The sequence below is a fragment of the Paenibacillus sp. YAE3 genome (genome assembly GCF_057546105.1).
In genome coordinates, this window is sequence record NZ_BAAIYF010000001.1 from 282432 (window position 1) to 301555 (window position 19124).

Genomic DNA, 19124 nt, shown 5'->3' on the forward strand with positions numbered 1-19124 from the left:
TGCTCAAAGCTGGAATACACCCTAAAATCGTTCAGGAACGGCTCGGGCATAGTTCCATTAAGGTCACTTTGGACACATACTCGCACGTCCTCCCCAATCTCCAGGAATCAGTCTTGAAAAACATTGGCGATTCCATCACCGGTAAGCGATTAGATACCGATGATCCCACTTTACTCGAATAAAGGGTAGAAAATCGTCAACCAGAACAAAAAAGACGCGGTTTCCGAAATTCGGAATCCCGCGTCCTGTAAGGCTTCATAAGGATGCTGGTGAAGGGAATTGAACCCCCGACCTACGCATTACGAGTGCGTTGCTCTACCCCTGAGCTACACCAGCTTAACAAGGCGTTTCATTCAAATAATCAAACGAAACATAAACTATTATACAGCTTTTCCGGGGAAATGCAATAGTTTTTCCTAAAAAAATTTAGGAGGCGCTATTGCAGCTTCGCCCGCACCGATTGCAGCTTCTGCGCGCTCGAGGAGGGTTTGTCGCGCCGGTCGTCGATTTTGACCGATGTGGATACCCGCTGCGCTCCCGCAAGGAACGGAGCTTCATGAAGCGCCGCAATGGCTTTCCATACGTCCTCAAGCGAACCCTCGATAATCGTGCTCATCGACGTTAATTGATAACTGATGCCCTGCTGATTCGCCAACACCTTTTGCATATCGGCCACGTAAGCGCTCAGGCTGGTCGTCGCCGTTCCGATGGGAATGACCGTCACTTCCGCAATCGCCATGTTTTTGCCTCCCTGTCCTTTGCTCGGGCAACCTGAATCGGGCCCGTTCATCTCCCCCTATTGTATCCAACTCCGGAAAAGATAGCAAAGCCACCGAAACATCGATTGACCGTGTGCGAAGCTATACGAGGCGCCCTTCACCCGAAACGGCGTACCGGTTAGGAATGTCACCGCCTGTAACGGGATTCGCGCATTTGATTTAATGCAAGCAGCAAATGCATATTGCGCGGGAAAACGGATTACGCTATACTTAGCGGCAAGAATTGAACACCGATATTATGCCGATGACCAGCATCCAACTGCGAGGCGTTTTCGACCGGAGCAATAACATATGTTGCTCTCTAAGTTAACGGCTTTCCGTCCGTTACCGCGGAACCAAGGGGATCGGTCCCTGCCGCTGAATGCAGCGTCAAACCGGTCAATTTGGGTGGCACCGCGAGCAAGCGCTCCTCGTCCCAAAGGATGAGGGCGCTTTTTGTATTTTTTCGGACAAAGGAGCTGTCAAAATCATGTTAAGCATGCAATTTATCCGCAACAATCAAAAGCGGGTGCAGCAAACGGCCATCCACAAAAACATCCCCTTTCAGGTGGAGGAGCTGCTCGCGTGGGATGCCAAACGAAAGGAACTTCTCCGGCAAACGGAAGCGATCCGGGCCCGGCGAAACGAGCTGAGCAAGGAAGTCGCTCCCCTCATGAAGCAAGGGAACCGGGGGGCAGCAGAACCGCTGATGGCACAGGTGAAAGACATGAACGAAACGCTGGGCGCCCTCGAAACGGAACTTCAGGCGGCCGAAGGCCGGGTATCGGAGCTGCTTCTGCTCGTTCCCAATGTCGTGTCGGAGGATACGCCGATCGGCAAGGACGACGGCGACAACGTCGAGGTTCGCCGTTTCGGCGAAGCGCCGGTTTTTGATTTCGAGCCGCGGGACCATGTCGCCCTCGGGGAAATGCATGATTTATTCGACATTCCGCGGGGCGTAAAAACCGCAGGGACGCGCAATTATTATTTGAAGGGCGCGGGCCTTTACCTCCACCTTGCGGTGCAGCGGCTGGCGCTGGATTATTTGGCGGCGCACGGGTTTACGCCGATGGACGTGCCGGTCATGGTCCGGCCGGAAGCCTTGACCCGCACAGGGTTCTTCCCCGCTGGGCAGGATCAGACCTTCGGGATCGCGGACGAAGGAAAATGGCTTGTCGGCACGTCGGAGGTATCGCTTGTGTCGTATTACAGCGACGAAATCGTCGACGTGGGCCAGCCGATCCGACTGGCAGGCATGTCGGCCTGCTACCGGCGCGAGATCGGCTCGGCGGGTCGGGACGTCCGTGGACTGTACCGGGTTCATCAGTTTGCCAAAGTCGAGCAGGTCGTTCTCTGCCAAAACGACCCTAGCGTATCGGAGGCTATTTTGCAGGAGATCACCGGCCATGCCGAAGCGATTTTACGGATGCTGGAGCTTCCATACCGGGTGATGGCCGTGTGCACCGGCGATATGTCGCAAAAAACGTATAAACAATATGATATCGAGACGTGGATGCCAAGCCGCGGCGCCTACGGCGAAACGCACTCGTCGTCGAACCTGCTGGATTTTCAGGCCCGGCGTTCGAATATCCGTTACCGGGACGAGGACGGCAATCTCCAGTACTGCCATACGCTAAACAACACGGCCGTCGCTTCGCCGCGCATTCTGATCCCGCTCCTCGAAAACCATCAGCGGCCGGACGGCAGCATAGATATCCCGCAAGCGTTGCGGCCGTACATGGGCGGCATCGAGCGGCTCACGCCACCCGAACCCGAGGAATAACTTTAGGACAGAAAAAGTATTCAACCGGCATTTACCAGGATCCCCCTCATACAATACTAACAACGCGCTGCACCCGATGCGGCCGGGAATTTTGGCATTCCCACGAGGGCTGCCCTTGATCCTGAACGATGAAGTGCATAGCCGACCTGTCCGGTTATGACCGGTACCAAAAGCATTTTCCTGTTGTTGCAGACGCCGGACCTTCAGGAATATACTGGTTGTACGCAACAACAAGTCATCGCTTGCGAACGTCTCACATTCATGCTGGAGGTGTTGGGATGGAAACTCCTTCGAACGTACAGGATGTAGCCAATCTTTATCTTCAAATCGCAACCGCCGGATTCAAAGAGCTCAAAGCGTCGGCCGAAAAGGCCATCAGCCAAATCAAGGACGATGCCAGACTGAATTGGGCTCCGGGCGAAGAGTCCAACAGCATCGCGGTTGTCGTTAAACACATCAGCGGCCACATGATCTCGCGATGGACGGATTTTCTGACGACGGACGGCGAAAAACCCGGACGCAACCGGGACGAGGAATTCGAAGGCACGCTTTCGTCCCGGGAAGAGCTCCTCGCCGTGTGGAACCGGGGCTGGGACGTATTTTTACGGACGCTTTCGGAACTCAAAGGCGAGGACCTGCTGAGGACCGTCTATATTAAGCAGAAGCCGCATTCCGTGCTTGAAGCCGTCGAGCGCCAGATGTCGCATTATTCAAGCCATGTCGGCCAAATCATTTATCTGGCCAAAATGATTCAAGGCGACGAATGGCAGACGCTTAGCACACCGAAAAGAAAAAAAGCGTGATTTTCGTACCGCCCGGTCCTTTTCGAATAAAGATATCCGGAACAACAGCCCGGGATCTTAAGAAAAAAGCCTCCCGCGCCTTTTTGGGCGGGAGGCTGAATTCTATGCGGTTCCATTTTCGCGGCGATTTCCCGGAACCCGGGACTAAACATTCTCAAAGAATTGATGAGTCCGATTCCACACTACTCCATGTGAGGTAGCGATCGTCCGCCATCGGTCCGTGATCCTTTCGTGGATTAGGCCCTGGTGTTACATACTCCGGTTCATTTGCCGACGTTTCTCCGCCCTTTTTCTTGCATCCAGCTCCCGATGCCGGTCGTACAACACGACGCCCAACATGGCGATCACGATACTAAAACCGACGATCAGCACTATATCCGCCAAACCGCCCGCCAGCAGATAAACCGTAGACAACACAACCGCCGCACCGAAAAAAAGGCCGACGCCTGCCATGAATTTCTTCATGCACCCACTCCCTTTTCATCAGCCGAATCCAAGATCCCGTTCCCGCAAAACAGGCCCGAATTCATGTTCCAACCCAAAGAATCTACCTTCTCCATGTTCCAAAAACAGACATCGAGCAGCGTTTTGGCGGCAAGCACCTGCCCGCAAATCGGCTTGGGGTCCGTACCCCCTTAAAAGCCGGACTTCTCCTGTAACCTTTCCCGCGGCTTGTGATTATGCTGTACCATGAGGATTGGCAAAATCCTGACGAGAATGACGATGGGGCAAGGTGAAAACGAATGATGAAACCGGATTATTCCTTTATCCATGCCCGGCTGAAGTCGGGAAAATATACGATGAACAAATTGGCCTCCGCGGGATTGACGCTGCTGATGCTCCTGCTGATTTCCCGAATGTTTCCCGTTCCGGAAACGCCTTGGAACGCGGCGGACCCCGAAATGTCCATTACGCCCGAAATTTGGGTTTACAGCTACGCCATGCTGATCTCCATCGCGTCCGATGCGATCCTCGCCGTGCTGCCGCCGCTGAGCAAAATGAAGCAGGCCGCCTTGTATGCGGCAGCGGCGTATAGCGCTTTTTACGGCCTGTTCGCCGCTAATCCCGCGTTTGACGGTTACCGCGACATCGGGGCGGCCGCGGGCGTATGCACGGTGCTCGTTTTTTTCCTGGGAAAGCGGATGTTCTCCGACCGCTCCCTGCTTACCCCGCTGTTTGCGCTTGTCGTTCCGCTCATTTGCATGTTTTGGCTGTAAGTTGAGCCGGTTTTCCGTCGGTTAAAGCGCCTCGATCAAATCGCCCGCGATCAGGGAGGACGGGTGTCCGCGTCTTTCGGCCGCAGCTTCGCCGGCAAGTCCGTGCAGGTAAACGCCGTAAGCGGCCGCTTGGACGCCGTCCAGCCCCTGGGCCAACAATCCGGCGATGATGCCCGTCAGGACGTCTCCCGATCCGGCCGTCGCCATGCCCGCATTGCCCGTCGTATTGACATAAACGGTGCCGTCCGGCCCGGCAATGACCGTGCGCGCCCCTTTGAGCACAAGCGTAACCCGATGGGTTGCCGCATACAGCGAAGCGGCGCCGATCCGGTCCCGCTGGACCTCCTTGACGGACAAGCCGGTCAGGCGGGCCATCTCGCCCGGATGCGGCGTCAGCACCGTATCCGCCTTCCTTCCCTGCCAGACGGGCAAGTCTTTGCAGTCCGCGAGCATATTCAGCGCATCGGCATCCACGACAAGCGGACGCTCGGACTGCTCCCATATGCGCCGCAGCCAGCGGCCGTCTCCTTCAAACCGCCCCAGCCCCGGGCCGATGGCTAGCACGCTGCGGCTTGCGACCAGCTGAAGCACCGTTTCGGCCGAAGCCTCGTCCCAGTCCCCGTCCGCGGCGGGGGCGAGCATAATTTCCGGCGCGGCCCCGGCCATATGCGTCAGCAGCGGTGCAGGCAGCGCCCAGGTCACGAGGCCGCTGCCCGCGCGCAAAGCCGCCCGGCTGCACAGCAGCCCCGCGCCGCTCATGCGCGGGCTTCCGGCCGCCACAAGCACGTGGCCGTACGTGCCTTTGTGGCCGTCCGGCGAGCGGCGGCGCGCCGTGTCTACGCGCAAGCGGCCGCGCAGCACCGCTTCGGTCAGCAGGTAGGCGCCCCCTTCCTGCTGACCGCACAGCTCCGAGGGGATCCCGATGGAGCGCACCACCACCTCCCCGGCGGCTTCCGCGCCGGGGTACTGCGTCAAGCCTCGCTTCAGGAACGCGAGGCAAACGGTCAGCCGGGCCGCGATGCACGGCCGGCCGACTTCCCCCGTGTCGGCGTCCAGCCCGCTGGGGATGTCCGCCGACACGATGGTCTTGCCGCTGGCATTCGCCGCGGCAATCATGTCCGCGTACGCGCCCCGCGGCTGGCCTTGGGCGCCGGTCCCGAGCAGGGCATCAACGATGCCCGTGCATCCGTCATAGTCCACGGCATCGCGCCCGTGGACAAGCAAGGGGATGCCAAGGGCCGCGGCGGCGTCCCGCTGCAGGGCGGCATCCCCTTGCAGCTGCTCCGGCGGCAGGGCATAGACCACCGTCACGCGGATGCCCGCCTCGCGCAAATGACGCGCGGCCACCAAACCGTCGCCGCCGTTGTTGCCCTTGCCGGCGAGGATCAGCCAATGCTCGCGTTCCGGCTGATCCAGCGCAAGGCCGGCGTCGCCCCGGATGCATCCGCGCCCTCCTGCTTGCCGGCCGATGCCTTCCGCCTCATTCCGGTCTGCCCGCGCAGGCTGCCGCTCGCGGCAAAGCCGGATCACTTCCTCCGCGATCGCCTTGCCGGCGTTTTCCATCAGCGCCATGGAAGGAATGCCGATCTCCTCTATTGCGCGGCGATCGAGCTCCCGCATCTGCGCCGAAGTTACGATATGCATTCAAGTCTACCTCCTTGTCAGCAGGTCCGAACCCATCATTTTCGCGTAAACCGACCGCATGTTCCGCTTTGAGGGAAGCGGAGCCCGCGTGCTTGCCTTAATACCCCACCGTAAATCTTGAACGGACGAAATAAGGATCCTCCAGTTCATCCACAAGCGCCGCGGCCAAATCGGCGATCGTGATCCGGCTGTTGCCGAGCTCGTCGGTGATCAGCCGGTCGATGCCGATTCTGAAATTGCCGCTGCGGGGGCCGTCTTCCAGTGCGGCCGCCGGACTCAAATACGTCCAATCCAGGTCGGAACGGCTGTAAATCACGTAGGCGTCGGCATGCGCCGCAGCCAGCGGAAACCATTCTTCCGGAAACGAAGGCGTATCCATCAGCCGGGTGCCGTCATCGGTCAGCAGGCTGCCGGCGCCGCCTACGACAAGCAGGCGTTTCGTTCCCGAACGACGTACCCCTTCGATCAGCGAACGCGCCGCTTCAAGCAGCTCCTCCTCTTCTCCCGGCTTCGGTCCGTAGGCGCTGATCACCGCTTCGCGTCCTTTCGCATTTCTTTCGACCGTCGCGGGGTCCAACAAATTCCCCTCCACGGCATGCAGACGTTCATGCTCTATCTTTAACCGGGAGGCGTCGCGTACGACGGCCGTTATGTCATGGCCGCGGTTTAGCGCCTCCCGGACCAAGGCCTGCCCGACTTTGCCGGTGGCTCCGAAAATCGTTATGTTCATGGGGTGAATGGTTTCTGTCATGAAGATGTCTCCTCTGTCTCAATTTGCTTTGAACCTGCCGAAGCTTCAGTCCAAATGATCTCTTTTCCGCTATTCCTATATTACCCTCAAAAGCCGTTTTATGCCCGCAATTCTTCGGGTGGCGTTCAACACGCGGCACAGAAAACACGCGATTTCCCCCATCCATCCTTTATAGACCGAACGATTCATGGGACTGTCGCCGCCCGCGACCGCAGCCCACGTTTCAATTCATTCGACGATTCTATCCGTTGACTTGTCTTATTAACGTCTGCCGAATGACCAAGTGCCGCTTCATCCAAGCTTTGTCGAATATTTTTCCTATATACCCCGCAAAAAAGCGCCGCGCTCCCGGGTACGGGAGTCGCGGCGCCTAGGCCTTCGTTATCCTTGCAAGCTCATATATTCGTTTATGCCGCGCCTTCCGTTCCGGCGCCATTGCATACTGCTTTGGAGGAGGATGAAAAGCCGGCGAGCCCTGCGTTACGAATACACCGGTTCCAGCTCTTCCGCCGGCACGACGGCCGCCTTCAGTTCCAGCTCAAGCTCTTCCGCGTATTCCCGAACCTGCTCTTCGCTATAGCCCAACTGCTCCGCCATGAAGCTGACGACGGGTTCTTTCCACTGCCGCACCCATGCGATATCGAAAAACAGCGCCCCGGTCCGCCGGATGAAAAAGTCGACGGGTTTTGCCGCCGTTTCCTCCTCGATCGCGTACAGCAGCATCGCCTGCACTTCCTGGGACAGTCCGCGGCCCGTTCCAGCCTTTTGCGCCGAAAGGATCCGGTCGAATACGGCCGGAACGTTCGAGCCGTAACGGAGCGCAAGCCGTTGGGCCGATTCCGGCGCGAGGCCGACTTGCTTGCCCTTTTCCGTCATTTCGCGAACGAATTCGGGAAAACGCGCCGAGCCGCCTACATCCCCGCCGGAAATGGGCAGCGTCCGCGTAGCGCACGGGGCGAACGGCCCGAACCCTTCGGCCTGGAGCTTCCGGGCGAGCAGATCCGTGATGGTTTCGGCCATTTTGCGATAACCCGTCAGCTTGCCGCCGGCGATCGTCAGCATGCCCGAAGGCGAAACGAAAATTTCGTCGCGCCGCGAGACTTCCGAAGGCGATTTGCCTTCCTCGTAGATCAGCGGACGCAGGCCCGCCCAGCTGGATTCGATGTCCTTCGCCGTCAGCAGCAGCTCCGGAAACATATGATTGCAGGCGGCCAACAAATAATCCCGGTCCTCGGCCGTCGCGCGCGGATGAACCGTGTCTCCCGCATAGTCGGTATCGGTCGTGCCCACGTACGTTTTTCCGTCGCGGGGAATGGCAAACACCATCCGTTTGTCGGCCGTATCAAAGTAAATCGCCTGCCGGAGCGGAAAACGCGAGCCGTCGAAAACCAGATGCACGCCTTTGGTCAGGCGCAGCGTTTTGCCGGATTTGGACCGGTCCAGCTCCCGCAGCGTATCGACCCAAGGCCCGGTTGCATTGACGACTTTCCGGGCCCGGATCTCGTATACGCCCCCGCCGATGACGTCTCTTGCCTTCACCCCGACCAGTTTGCCGCCTTCGTATACAAGCTCCTCCGCTTTGGCGTAATTGACGGCGCTCGCCCCGGCTTCCACCGCTTTTTTCATGACTTCGATCGTCAGGCGCGCGTCATCCGTGCGGTACTCCACGTAATAACCGCCGCCTCTTAAGCCCTGCTTCCGCAGCAGCGGCTCTTTGCCGAGCGTCTCTTCTTTGCTTAACATTTTGCGTCGTTCTTCGGGTTTAACCCCTGCCAGGAAATCGTACACGCGCAGCCCGACCGACGTCGTGAACGCCCCGAACGTGCCGTCTTCGTAAAACGGCAAGAGCATCCACTCCGGCGTCGTGACGTGGGGCCCGTTTTCATAAACCACGGCGCGTTCCTTGCCGACCTCGGCCACCATCTTCACCTCGAACTGCTTCAAGTAGCGAAGCCCGCCGTGGACCAGCTTGGTCGATCGGCTGGACGTTCCCGCCGCAAAATCCTGCATCTCGATCAAGGCCGTTTTCATTCCCCGCTTCTGCGCATCTAGGGCAATGCCTGCCCCTGTGATGCCGCCGCCGATAATCAGAACGTCATAAATCCCGTTTGCCATTTCCTCAAGCTTGGTTCGGCGATCCATTCCGGAAAACCTATGCTTCATATCGCAGCCCCTCTTTCGATAAAGTAAAAAAACCACGAAGATCCCGCGGCTTTCGCGTGCAAAACGCGAAGCGCGGGCGTTCGTGGTTGTCTCAAACGTCTCCTACCATCGTATGAACTTGTAATCATTATAGCATGCAAACGGCGATTGCAGTATCCCTATTTGTAAGCCATCGCTGCCCGAACCGCCTTTTGCCACCCTTCATACAGGCGGCGCCTCTCATCATCGGGCATGGCCGGTTTAAAAGACCGGTCGAGCCTCCAGCTCCCTTTGATCTCGTCCTGGTCCTTCCAATAGCCGACCGCAAGCCCGGCCAAATAAGCGGCGCCCAGCGCCGTCGTTTCGTTGACGATCGGCCGCTCCACTTCCGTATCGAGCAGATCGCTTTGAAACTGCATCAGAAATTCGTTGCGCACCGCGCCCCCGTCCACGCGCAGGCTGGTCAGCTTCAGTCCGGAATCGACGGCCATCACGTCCAGCACGTCCTTGCTCTGATACGCCAGCGATTCCAGCGTCGCCCGAACGAAATGTTCTTTTGTCGTTCCGCGCGTCAGCCCGAAAACGGCTCCCCGCATGTCGCCGTCCCAATAGGGCGTGCCCATGCCGACAAATGCAGGGACGACGTATACGCCTTCGGTCGACGGGACACGTGCCGCATATTGCTCGCTGTCCGCCGCGGTTTTCAGCATCCGCAGCGAATCCCGCAGCCACTGCAAAGCCGATCCGGCCACAAACACGCTGCCTTCAAGCGCGTATTCGATCCGGCCGCCGATCCCCCAGGCTATGGTCGTCAGCAGGCCGTGTTTGGAGTCGACCGCCTCATGCCCGGTATTCATCAGCATGAAGCAGCCGGTTCCATACGTGTTTTTGGCCATCCCTTTCTCGAAACAGGCCTGACCGAACAGTGCCGCCTGCTGGTCGCCCGCGATGCCGGCGATCGGCACCTGCCTGCCGAAGAAATGGTGCTCCACGGTGCTTCCGTATACCTCGGAGGACGAACGCACCTCCGGGAGCATCGCTTTCGGAATATCTAAAATTTGAAGCAATTGGTCGTCCCAAGCGAGCTCGTGGATGTTATAAAGAAGCGTCCTCGACGCATTGGAATAATCGGTCACATGCGCCTTGCCGCCGGTCAGCTTCCATACGAGCCAGGCATCGATCGTTCCGAACAGCAGCTCGCCTTTTTCCGCCTTTTCACGGGCTCCCTCGACGTGGTCGAGGAGCCATTTGATTTTCGTTCCTGAAAAATAAGCATCGATGACAAGGCCCGTCTTTTCGCGGAACAGCTCTTCATATCCCCGGCCCTTTAAGTCTTCGCAAATGTCGGCCGATTGCCTGGACTGCCATACGATCGCGCGATGGATCGGCCTCCCCGTAGTTCTGTCCCACACGACCGTCGTCTCCCGCTGGTTCGTAATGCCGATCGCTTCGATCTGCTCGGGCCCGATGCCCGCCATCGACAACGATGCGGCAATCACGGCCAGCACCGAAACCCAGATTTCGTTCGCATCGTGTTCGACCCAGCCCGGTTCCGGAAAATACTGCTTGATTTCTTGCTGCGCCGAGCTGACGACCTGCCCGTTTTTATCGAAAATGATGGCCCGGGAGCTGGTCGTCCCTTGATCGAGAGCCATAATAAAGGTTTGCGGCAACCTAGTCCCCCTCCTTATGCTCAAAATGCTTCCACAGCTCGACGTTCGACGTCGTCACGGCCGACGCTCCCGCGGCAATCGCCTGTTCCACGTCGTTCACCGTGCGGATCAGCCCGCCCGCGAACACCGGAATCCCGGTCCGTTCGGACACTTCGGTAATCATATGCGGGATGACACCGGGAAGCACTTCGATGTAATCGGGCTGCGTCCGTTTGAACATCGCGTAGCTTTTCTCCAATGCGTTCGTATCCAGCAGGAATAAGCGCTGAATCGCAAGCAGCCCGTTTTGCTTCGTTTTCGCGATGACCCCGGCCCGGGTCGAAACGATGCCCGCCGGCTTCACGACCTGGCACAAATACTCCGCCGCGTATTCGTCGTTTTTCAGCCCCTCGATCAGATCCGCGTGGAGCAGCGGCTTTTTGCCGTGCGATTTCGCGAGTTGAACGATCGAACTGATTTGGCTGATGTGCGTATCCAAAATGACGATATGCTCGTACGACAATTTCATCAGTTTTTCCAGGTCCTTCACTTTACGGGCGGCCGGCAAAATGCGTTGATTCGTAAAGGTCATGTCGCTCCCCCATCCCTGTTCCTTTTTACGATAAAACGAAAAAGAGAAAAGAAAAACACCAAACGGTCCCCAGAGGGACTTCATTCGCGTGTTCTCCTTTTCTCCGCCACTTTTATGAACTTGCGATTCATTATAAATCAAAATGTAAGCGGTGTCTACCCGCTTCGGCCGGCAGCGAAAGCGGTTCGCCGGATATAAAAGCGTTCTTTATGTTTAAACTTTCTTATAATCATAAAAATATAGACACCCGTTGTCCGCGCCAATTTTTCTTCCGATATCAGGACGGCCGTCCTCGAAGCTCGTTCTTTTCTGTTATCATATGGGATAACCCATTTCTATCCAAATGGTGTGCCGCCGGCAAATCCATAAGCGGCGATCAGGATCGATTCTTTATTTTGCAAAGGAGCTGATGAATGCATGGTTGCAGAGTACATCATCCGTTTGGCGGTAGCCGGGCTGCTGGGCGCGATCATCGGCCTGGAACGGGAGCTGCGGGCCAAGGAGGCGGGGCTCAGAACCCATTTTCTCGTCGCGGTCGGCAGCGCGCTTATTATGCTTGTGTCGCAATACGGCTTTTCCCAGGTGCTGAAACACGACCATGTCTCGCTGGATCCGAGCCGCGTCGCGGCGCAGGCGGTCAGCGGCATCGGTTTTCTCGGGGCCGGCATGATCATCATTGAACGGAAAATGGTGCGCGGATTAACGACGGCCGCCGGGGTATGGGCGACCTCGGGCATCGGCTTGACGATCGGTTCGGGCATGTATGCCGCGGGCATCAGCGCGACGGTCCTTGTCATGATCGGCCTGGAACTGCTCAGCATGATATTCAAATCCGGGCGGGCGCTGCAGATTTCCTTCGAGCTGGATTCCAAATCATCCGTCAAGCCGATATTGGAGTCGCTAACGTCGCGGAAAATCTCCATCTCGTCGTACGAAATGGAGCAGGACCCCGAACGCCTTGGCATGTACCATCTTAAAATCGATGCCAAAACGAAATATAACGGGACCCTGCAGGAGCTGCTCGAGGATCTGGACAGTTTGCCGCATATTTTGTCGGCGAAGCTGGAATAATTCAGGAAATATTGAAATCCGGAGCCTATTGTGCAATAGTGGAATCAAAAGCGATGAAGGAGGGTTGCGCATTGCCGTTTGCGGCTTGGATTCATGCAGATGATCTCACCGGTACGCAGTCCGGAATCATCTTTACGGGATTTGCGGTGATCGCGTTCATATGGATATACGTCCGCACCGCCCGCTCTTTTCGAAAGGCCGCCTCGGAACGGCTTGAAAGGCTGCGCCAGACGCTTGATCCGTACTGCCGCGCGGCAGGCATGCTGAGCGGCGATGCGGATGCCGCTCCGGATGAAGCGGAGCATGAGCCCGAACCGCTGCATCTGCTCCTGCAGCAATGCAAAGCTGTCCCTCTGGTGACGACGGAGATGATCGAAGCCATCGACGCTTATGCCAGGGAACGGGACGCCTCGCGCCATGCCCAGCTTGAACGGCTGCTGGACCGCGAGATCAAGAAAAAAATCGCCGAGCAGGCTTCCATTATCCGCTCGTTGGACAACCCGGGGTGGGGAACGGCCTTTTGGAAGCTCGTGCGGCCTGCGGTGCCTTTTTTCCTTTTGGCTTGCATCGTCTATTGGAGCCTGGGGCTTTACGGGCAGTTCCATGATCAACGTATTCCGGCGCTTTCCTGGACCGGAGTCGAGCTGTGGATGCGGTATGTTTCATGCCTCGTGGCCGTCGTTTCCTTTCATTTTGCCGTGATGACGCCCCGCAAGGATTCGCCCAAATACGCTTATCGGATGCTGGCCTTATGCATCACCGCCGCGGCAGCGGCCCATCTTGCCGGCCTGCAGGCTGCCCCTTACATATTAGCGGTTCAAATTCTCTTGTTTTTGTGCGGTTTCGGATTGGGACCGAAGCGTTCGCGGAGGGACCGTCCGTACGCGGGTTCCGCCGACTTGTTGGAGCCTGGCGACCCGACGCGGCACAACAAATAACCCGCTGACGGCAAGCCTTCGTTTACGGCTTGCTGCATCAGCGGGTTTTGACTTTTTCCGTTCCGTCCTTCCGTGTCTGTTCTGTTCGGGTCCCCGCCCGGGAAGATTCCGGGAGCTGAAGCAAATTTGCCCGGCCGCCGCTACCGGCGGTCCGGCGCGGCCTTTTTCAAATCCTGCCTCGATCTGGCTGCGATTCCCGCCTTCGCCGGCTTGGAGGGCGTATTCTCAAAGCGCTTCCGCTCCGTCCGTTCAATTTGCACGATTTGGCCTTCATGCACGACGATATGCAGGGAACCGAATTCCATGTCGTTTAGCTGGCCGGCGATCCTCTCAAGCCATACCTCATTTAACTGGAGCCCTTTTGCCATGACAAGCGCCTCCTTTGCTTCAGAACGATATTCATGAATTCCATACACAATCAATTCATTCTTTTCCAACCAATTTACTTAGTTTTATGATGTTACAGTTACATTATCATGCCGCCAAAATCGCTGTCAATCCGGATTTTGTAAAATTTGCTCCGGCCGCTCCCGGGGCCGCGTCAATGCTCATGTTTTCTTGCATACAGGCTCTTGATCAGCAGGGTCGCGAGAGTCAGCAGCAGAAGCAGCGAAGCGACGGCAAACGAGGCCGAAAACTGGTACTCGTTGTACAGAATCTCCACATGCAGCGGCAGCGTGTTCGTCTCTCCGCGGATATGTCCCGACACGACCGATACCGCGCCGAATTCCCCCATCGCCCTCGCATTGCAAAGGATGATTCCGTAAATCAGGCCCCATTTGATGTTCGGCAGCGTCACCTTCGTAAACACGGTCCAGCCTTTCGCGCCGAGCGTGATGGCCGCCTCCTCTTCCTGCTGGCCCTGATCTTCCATGAGCGGGATCAGTTCCCTCGCCACGAAAGGAAAGGTGACAAAAAGCGTCGCCAGCACGATGCCGGGGACGGCATAAATGATTTTGACGTCATGGTCCGCCAGCCACGGGCCGAACCAGCCGTTCGCCCCGAACACCAGCACGAAGATCAGCCCGCCGATGACCGGGGAAACCGCAAACGGCAAATCGATCAGCGTGATCAAAACGCCCTTGCCTTTAAATTTGAATTTGGCGATCGCCCAAGCGGCGGCCACCCCGAAAATCGTATTCAAAGGAACGGTCACAAGCGCCACAAGCAGCGTCAGTTTCAGCGCCGACAGTGCATCCGGGTCCGACAAAGCGGTGATATATACGTCCCATCCCTTTTTCAGCGCCTGCGTCAGGACGACGACAAGCGGCAGCACGATCAGCCACAGCAAAACCAGGCCTGCACCGGCTATCAGCAGCCGTTTGACGAACGGTCTTTCCGTTGCAGCCCGCGACGCCTGCACTTGCTTCACGGCAGCGGCTCCAGGTACGCCTCCCGCCATCTATACCGCCTCCTTTTTCCGGCTGGACCATCGCTGCAGCGAATTGATGACCAGCAGCATCAGGAACGAAATGAGCAGCAGCAGCACCGCTACGGCCGACGCTCCCGCGTAATCGTACTGCTCCAGCTTGGACATGATGAGCAGCGGCGCGATTTCCGTTTTCATCGGCATATTGCCGGATATAAACACGACCGAGCCGTACTCCCCGATGCCTCTGGCAAAAGCGAGAGCAAAACCGGTAAGCAGCGGCGGAACCAGCGCCGGCAGCACGATGCTGCGGAACGTCCGGAACCTGCCGGCCCCAAGCGTGGCGGAAGCCTCCTCGGCATCGCGGTCCATATCCTGCAGGACCGGCTGGAGCGTCCGGACGACAAACGGCAGGCCGATGAACATCAGCGCCAGCGTGATGCCAAGCTGCGAAAAGGCGACTTTGACGCCAAGCGGCGCCAGCAGCGAGCCGATCCATCCGTTCGGGGCATATAAGGCAGTCAGCGACACGCCAGCCACCGCCGTCGGCAGCGCAAACGGCAAATCGATCAGCGCGTCGCACAGCTTCCTTCCCGGAAATTCGTAACGGACGAGTACCCAGGCCAACAGCAGGCCAAGCACGGCATCCACGAGCGCGGCCGCGGCCGACGTCGTGAAGCTGATCCGGTACGAGGCAAGCACGCGCGGGTCGGTCGCCACCTGCCAGAACTTGGCCCAGTCGAGACCGGTCGAGTTGATGAGCAGCGCCGAGAGCGGCACCAGCACGACCAGGCTCAAATACGCGACGCTGAATCCCAGCGTCAGGCCGAAGCCGGGAAGCACCCGGCTTTGGCCCGTTTTTCTTCGGCTCATGCGTTCACCCCTTCCCTTGTTCGGTCCCCATTATTTGCCCGGCGTATAGATCTCGTCGAATACCCCGCCGTCGTTAAAATGTTTCGCTTGCGTTTCGGCCCATGTCCCGAAAATATCCTTCAGCGTAAACAGATCGAGCGTTTTAAACGTGTCTTTATATTGGTCCAGCACCGATGAAAGCGTCGGGCGGTAGAAGTTTTCCGCGGCGATTTTTTGCCCTTCCTCCGAATATAGATACTTCAGGTAAGCTTCCGCGACCTCGCGCGTCCCTTTTTTGTCCACGACTTTATCCACGACCGCCACCGGCGGTTCCGCCAAAATGCTGACCGAAGGATAAACGATGTCGAATTTGTCCGGGCCCAGCTCCTTGACCGACAACAGCGCTTCGTTTTCCCACGCCAGCAGCACGTCGCCGATGCCCCGCTCCACGAACGTCGTCGTCGCCCCGCGGGCGCCGGTGTCCAGCACGGGCACATGCTTGAACAGCTCGCGCACGAATTCTTTTGCTTTTTGCTCGTCGTTGTTGTTCTGCTTCAGGGCGTATCCCCAAGCGGCCAGGTAATTCCACCTTGCTCCGCCCGACGTTTTCGGATTCGGCGTAATGACCTGCACGTCGCCCTTGATCAGGTCGTTCCAGTCCTTGATGCCTTTCGGGTTGCCTTTCCGCACCAAAAAGACGATGGTTGAATTGTACGGCGTGCTGTTCAGCTCGAATTTGTCCTGCCATCCCTCTTGAATAAGCCCTTTTTTCTGGATGGCGTCGATGTCGTAACCCAAAGCGAGCGTCACCACGTCCGCCTCCAATCCGTCGATCACGGAGCGGCTTTGCGCGCCGGAACCGCCATGGGACTGCTTGATCGTGACTTTTTGCCCCTTTTCTTTTTCCCAATACGCCGCAAACGCCTTGTTGTAATTTTCATACAGCTCCCGGGTCGGGTCATACGAAACGTTCAGCAATTGAATCTCTTTGGCTTCGCTTTTGGTTTCGCTTTTGGCCTCGCTGCCTTGGCTCTGTCCCCCCGCCGCTGCGGACTCCCCGGCTTCTTTTTTTGCGCCGCAAGCGGCCAGCGCCGCCGTCAGCAGCACTGCGAGCGTGATTGCCGCTCCTTTTTTTGCGATTTGGATCCCCTTGCGATTCATCATGGTCCCACTCCCATTTCTTAAATGATGTTCCCCGCCTAAGCTTCAAGCCACAAAAAAACGGAGAAACCCCTGTCCAATGATCTGCGCGCGCTAAAAAAGCGCATCTTGCCATTCGGATCGGCGGTTCCTCCGTTTGTACGGCGGGAACGATGTGATTCGGATAATGTTGCGTTGTTATTTTTTATTAATCCTACCTGTTTAGTATGTTATATTGGTATTGTAATCATGACTCTTAGCGCCGTCAATCCTTTTTTTAGAAAAAAAGCGGCTTTTTTCAAACAGCGGCGAACCCGCATAAAAAGGCAGCCTTCGCATTCAAGCGAAAGCTGCCTAAAGCCGCACGCAAAATATTATTTATACACCGGGACGACGCAAACCGGTTTCGGCAGCGATAGCGTATGCCCCGTCGGCGTCAATCGTCCGCTTTCCTTGTCGATGCGGAAGGAAACGACCGAGTCGCTGTTCTGGTTCGCGGCAAGCACATAACCGCCTTTGACGACCGCGAAGTTGCGCGGGGTTCGCCCCCCCGTCGATACCCACTCGACCGCCTTGAGGAGCCCCGTCATCGGGTCGACGTGATACAGCCCGATGCTGTCGTCGCTGCGGTTCGAGGCGTACAGGAAAAGTCCGCATGGCGAAATATGGATGTCCGCGCTGCTGCTTCCGGTTGCGGCTCCTTCCGGCAATGCCGACAAGGTCTGCAAAAGCTCCAGGTTCCCGGCCTCCCCATCGAACGCATACACATTGACCGTATCGTCCAGCTCGTTGATACCGTACGCCCATTTGCCCGAAGGATGGAATTCGAAATGGCGCGGACCCGCCCCCGGAGCGATTTTAACCCTGTTATGCTCTTGAAGCTTGCCGCCGTCCAAACGGTAAAACACAATTTCATCCAAGCCGAGATCGCATACCAGCGCGTATGTCCCGGTCGGATCCTGGAACACGGAATGCGGATGCGCCCCTTCCTGGCGTTCCTTATTGACGCTGCTGCCGCTATGGCGGACGAGGCTTGTCTCGGCAAGTTTCCCGTCGCCTTCGATCCGGTAGGCGTTCACGTGGCCGCTGGAATAATTGGCCGCCAGCACATGGCTCCCATCCCGGGTTAACGCGATGTAGCAAGGGGCCGAGCCGTGGGTCGGCTTGCGGTCCAGCAGCTGCAGTTCGCCGGTTTCCCCATCTACCGCGTAGGCGTACACTTCGCCTTCCTCCGTCTCGCTCACGGCATACAAACGGTCTTTGGCCGCATCCAGCGCAAGGAACGACGCATTCGCGATGCCGTCCGTTCCGCGCACGATTTCCATGCTGCCGTTATCCATGTCGAGGGCGCACAAAAAAATGCCTTCTTCGTCCGCCCCGGCGTATGTACCGGCGTAAAACCATCTTTTGTTGTCGCTCATCCTTTTCATCCCGCTCCTTCATTTTATTTTCCCTTCCTGTGTCCATGTCGCTTGTCCGTTAATCTAACAATAATCTTTTCCGTGCCGCGGGGCAACGCTAACTTCGCTTTTTTCGGCCGGCGAAAAAACGCCCTTCCCCATTCTCTTTGCTGCATTCCCATCCTTTATGACAAAACTTTTTGCAGGTATAATGGTATCGGAACGCAAGTTCTTCCATTTTTAGGACGTGAACGCATGAGCCCTCTTGCATGCGGACATGCTGTGAGGGAGACTCTGCGTTTCCGGGCTTGGATCGCGTTGATGTAAGTTCGGCTGGAAAGCGTAAGCTTCCGAAGCAATCGGCAATGTCTAGATGAGAGAAAACGTTTTGGAGGAGGAGATTGGATTGAAATCGGTAGCCGTATTTTGCGGTTCAAGCAAAGGCGCGTCGGACGTGTACGCGGAAGGCGCAAAGCAGCTCGGGAAGGAACTGGCACGGCGCGGCATTACGCTGGTGTACGGCGGTTCCAGCATCGGCGTGATGGGGGCGGTCGCGGATGCCGTCCTGGCGGAAGGCGGACAGGCGATCGGCGTCATGCCGGGGTTTTTGGACAAAAGGGAAATATCCCACAAACATCTCACGGAGCTGATCATCGTTGATTCGATGCATGAGCGGAAGGCCAAAATGGCCGAATTGTCCGAAGGATTCATGACCCTGCCGGGAGGGCCGGGAACGATGGAGGAATTTTTCGAAATCTTTACGTGGGCCCAGCTCGGGCTGCACCGCAAGCCGCTCGGATTCCTGAACATCAACCATTATTACGATCCTCTGCTCGAGTTTTTCAAGCATATGGCCCGCGAGCAGTTCCTGCACGAAAAATATTTGACCATGGCTTTGGTCGACACCGACCCGGGCCGCTTGCTCGACCAGTTCGGCGCCTACGAGCCGCCGGCCGTCAAAACCTTTCTCAAGCCTGACCAAACGTAACATAGATGAAGCCAAAAACAGACC

At 57.4% G+C, this 19124-nt stretch carries 18 protein-coding genes and 1 tRNA gene; 6 read left to right on the forward strand and 13 right to left on the reverse strand.

Going from position 1 to position 19124, the window contains the following annotated elements; translation table 11 throughout:
* Positions 1 to 264: 264 nt before the first annotated feature.
* Both AC27KL_RS01260 and AC27KL_RS01265 read right to left on the reverse strand, forming a co-directional pair.
* Positions 265 to 336: transfer RNA gene (locus AC27KL_RS01260), tRNA-Thr, on the reverse strand.
* Positions 337 to 436: 100 nt separating this feature from the next.
* Positions 437 to 739: an MTH1187 family thiamine-binding protein gene (locus AC27KL_RS01265; RefSeq protein ID WP_036708885.1), complete on the reverse strand. Its 303-nt coding sequence runs from the start codon at positions 737 to 739 to the stop codon at positions 437 to 439.
* A gap of 509 nt (positions 740 to 1248) precedes the next feature.
* Here AC27KL_RS01265 and serS point away from each other — a divergent pair.
* Together serS and AC27KL_RS01275 are read left to right on the forward strand one after the other, a co-directional pair.
* On the forward strand, positions 1249 to 2541 hold the full coding sequence (gene serS / locus AC27KL_RS01270; RefSeq protein WP_339323213.1) for a serine--tRNA ligase: 1293 nt from the start codon (positions 1249 to 1251) through the stop codon (positions 2539 to 2541).
* Between the two features lie 278 nt (positions 2542 to 2819).
* Entirely contained in the window at positions 2820 to 3344 is a 525-nt protein-coding gene (locus tag AC27KL_RS01275; RefSeq protein ID WP_487168520.1) for a DUF1572 family protein, read from the forward strand.
* 249 nt (positions 3345 to 3593) lie between these two features.
* On the opposite strand, the gene AC27KL_RS01280 is transcribed toward AC27KL_RS01275, so the two are convergent.
* Positions 3594 to 3809: a hypothetical protein gene (locus AC27KL_RS01280; RefSeq protein WP_339323211.1), complete on the reverse strand. Its 216-nt coding sequence runs from the start codon at positions 3807 to 3809 to the stop codon at positions 3594 to 3596.
* Between the two features lie 278 nt (positions 3810 to 4087).
* Between AC27KL_RS01280 and AC27KL_RS01285 the strand changes: the two genes are divergently transcribed.
* A complete protein-coding gene (locus AC27KL_RS01285) occupies positions 4088 to 4561 on the forward strand; it encodes a hypothetical protein (RefSeq protein WP_487168521.1) in 474 nt (157 codons plus the stop codon).
* A 21-nt stretch (positions 4562 to 4582) separates the two neighbouring features.
* On the opposite strand, the gene AC27KL_RS01290 is transcribed toward AC27KL_RS01285, so the two are convergent.
* The 5 genes from AC27KL_RS01290 to AC27KL_RS01310 all read right to left on the reverse strand — a co-directional run bounded on the left by AC27KL_RS01290 (position 4583) and on the right by AC27KL_RS01310 (position 11342).
* Positions 4583 to 6205, reverse strand: a complete 1623-nt coding sequence (locus AC27KL_RS01290) for an NAD(P)H-hydrate dehydratase (RefSeq protein WP_487168522.1) — start codon at positions 6203 to 6205, stop codon at positions 4583 to 4585.
* Positions 6206 to 6302: 97 nt separating this feature from the next.
* The gene (locus tag AC27KL_RS01295; protein WP_487168766.1) at positions 6303 to 6935 is read right to left on the reverse strand and encodes an NAD(P)-dependent oxidoreductase; all 633 of its coding nucleotides are present in this window, start codon (positions 6933 to 6935) and stop codon (positions 6303 to 6305) included.
* A 501-nt stretch (positions 6936 to 7436) separates the two neighbouring features.
* Complete coding sequence (locus AC27KL_RS01300) at positions 7437 to 9119, reverse strand: glycerol-3-phosphate dehydrogenase/oxidase (protein ID WP_487168523.1); 1683 nt, start codon at positions 9117 to 9119, stop codon at positions 7437 to 7439.
* Positions 9120 to 9277: 158 nt separating this feature from the next.
* Positions 9278 to 10753, reverse strand: coding sequence for a glycerol kinase GlpK (glpK, locus tag AC27KL_RS01305; protein WP_487168767.1), 1476 nt, complete (start codon positions 10751 to 10753; stop codon positions 9278 to 9280).
* A gap of 19 nt (positions 10754 to 10772) precedes the next feature.
* Complete coding sequence (locus tag AC27KL_RS01310; RefSeq protein ID WP_339325016.1) at positions 10773 to 11342, reverse strand: glycerol-3-phosphate responsive antiterminator; 570 nt, start codon at positions 11340 to 11342, stop codon at positions 10773 to 10775.
* A 417-nt stretch (positions 11343 to 11759) separates the two neighbouring features.
* Between AC27KL_RS01310 and AC27KL_RS01315 the strand changes: the two genes are divergently transcribed.
* Complete coding sequence (locus tag AC27KL_RS01315; RefSeq protein WP_487168524.1) at positions 11760 to 12413, forward strand: MgtC/SapB family protein; 654 nt, start codon at positions 11760 to 11762, stop codon at positions 12411 to 12413.
* A 71-nt stretch (positions 12414 to 12484) separates the two neighbouring features.
* Positions 12485 to 13351 (forward strand): hypothetical protein, encoded by an 867-nt coding sequence (locus tag AC27KL_RS01320; RefSeq protein ID WP_487168525.1) that lies wholly within the window; start codon positions 12485 to 12487, stop codon positions 13349 to 13351.
* 140 nt (positions 13352 to 13491) lie between these two features.
* Here the strand turns inward: AC27KL_RS01320 and AC27KL_RS01325 are convergent, their stop codons facing one another.
* The 5 genes from AC27KL_RS01325 to AC27KL_RS01345 form a co-directional block, all read right to left on the reverse strand.
* A complete protein-coding gene (locus AC27KL_RS01325) occupies positions 13492 to 13719 on the reverse strand; it encodes a YezD family protein (RefSeq protein ID WP_487168526.1) in 228 nt (75 codons plus the stop codon).
* A 173-nt stretch (positions 13720 to 13892) separates the two neighbouring features.
* Positions 13893 to 14753: a sulfate ABC transporter permease subunit CysW gene (cysW, locus tag AC27KL_RS01330; protein WP_487168527.1), complete on the reverse strand. Its 861-nt coding sequence runs from the start codon at positions 14751 to 14753 to the stop codon at positions 13893 to 13895.
* Positions 14754 to 15593 (reverse strand): sulfate ABC transporter permease subunit CysT, encoded by an 840-nt coding sequence (gene cysT / locus AC27KL_RS01335; RefSeq protein ID WP_036708671.1) that lies wholly within the window; start codon positions 15591 to 15593, stop codon positions 14754 to 14756.
* Positions 15594 to 15623: 30 nt separating this feature from the next.
* The gene (locus tag AC27KL_RS01340; RefSeq protein ID WP_487168768.1) at positions 15624 to 16733 is read right to left on the reverse strand and encodes a sulfate ABC transporter substrate-binding protein; all 1110 of its coding nucleotides are present in this window, start codon (positions 16731 to 16733) and stop codon (positions 15624 to 15626) included.
* Positions 16734 to 17086: 353 nt separating this feature from the next.
* The gene (locus AC27KL_RS01345) at positions 17087 to 18133 is read right to left on the reverse strand and encodes a lactonase family protein (protein ID WP_339323204.1); all 1047 of its coding nucleotides are present in this window, start codon (positions 18131 to 18133) and stop codon (positions 17087 to 17089) included.
* Positions 18134 to 18518: 385 nt separating this feature from the next.
* Here AC27KL_RS01345 and AC27KL_RS01350 point away from each other — a divergent pair, with 385 nt between their 5' ends.
* Positions 18519 to 19100, forward strand: a complete 582-nt coding sequence (locus tag AC27KL_RS01350) for an LOG family protein (protein WP_339323203.1) — start codon at positions 18519 to 18521, stop codon at positions 19098 to 19100.
* Positions 19101 to 19124: the final 24 nt, after the last annotated feature.

Coding starts and splice junctions, on each gene's coding strand:
- serS (WP_339323213.1), top strand. CDS start 1,249: ATGTTAAGCATGCAATTTATCCGCAACAATCAAAAGCGGGTGCAGCAA.
- cysW (WP_487168527.1), bottom strand. CDS start 14,753: ATGGCGGGAGGCGTACCTGGAGCCGCTGCCGTGAAGCAAGTGCAGGCG.
- AC27KL_RS01275 (WP_487168520.1), top strand. CDS start 2,820: ATGGAAACTCCTTCGAACGTACAGGATGTAGCCAATCTTTATCTTCAA.
- AC27KL_RS01295 (WP_487168766.1), bottom strand. CDS start 6,935: ATGAACATAACGATTTTCGGAGCCACCGGCAAAGTCGGGCAGGCCTTG.
- AC27KL_RS01290 (WP_487168522.1), bottom strand. CDS start 6,205: ATGCATATCGTAACTTCGGCGCAGATGCGGGAGCTCGATCGCCGCGCA.
- AC27KL_RS01285 (WP_487168521.1), top strand. CDS start 4,088: ATGATGAAACCGGATTATTCCTTTATCCATGCCCGGCTGAAGTCGGGA.
- AC27KL_RS01325 (WP_487168526.1), bottom strand. CDS start 13,719: ATGGCAAAAGGGCTCCAGTTAAATGAGGTATGGCTTGAGAGGATCGCC.
- AC27KL_RS01300 (WP_487168523.1), bottom strand. CDS start 9,119: ATGAAGCATAGGTTTTCCGGAATGGATCGCCGAACCAAGCTTGAGGAA.
- glpK (WP_487168767.1), bottom strand. CDS start 10,753: ATGGCTCTCGATCAAGGGACGACCAGCTCCCGGGCCATCATTTTCGAT.
- AC27KL_RS01265 (WP_036708885.1), bottom strand. CDS start 739: ATGGCGATTGCGGAAGTGACGGTCATTCCCATCGGAACGGCGACGACC.
- AC27KL_RS01315 (WP_487168524.1), top strand. CDS start 11,760: ATGGTTGCAGAGTACATCATCCGTTTGGCGGTAGCCGGGCTGCTGGGC.
- AC27KL_RS01345 (WP_339323204.1), bottom strand. CDS start 18,133: ATGAGCGACAACAAAAGATGGTTTTACGCCGGTACATACGCCGGGGCG.
- AC27KL_RS01310 (WP_339325016.1), bottom strand. CDS start 11,342: ATGACCTTTACGAATCAACGCATTTTGCCGGCCGCCCGTAAAGTGAAG.
- AC27KL_RS01340 (WP_487168768.1), bottom strand. CDS start 16,733: ATGAATCGCAAGGGGATCCAAATCGCAAAAAAAGGAGCGGCAATCACG.
- cysT (WP_036708671.1), bottom strand. CDS start 15,593: ATGAGCCGAAGAAAAACGGGCCAAAGCCGGGTGCTTCCCGGCTTCGGC.
- AC27KL_RS01280 (WP_339323211.1), bottom strand. CDS start 3,809: ATGAAGAAATTCATGGCAGGCGTCGGCCTTTTTTTCGGTGCGGCGGTT.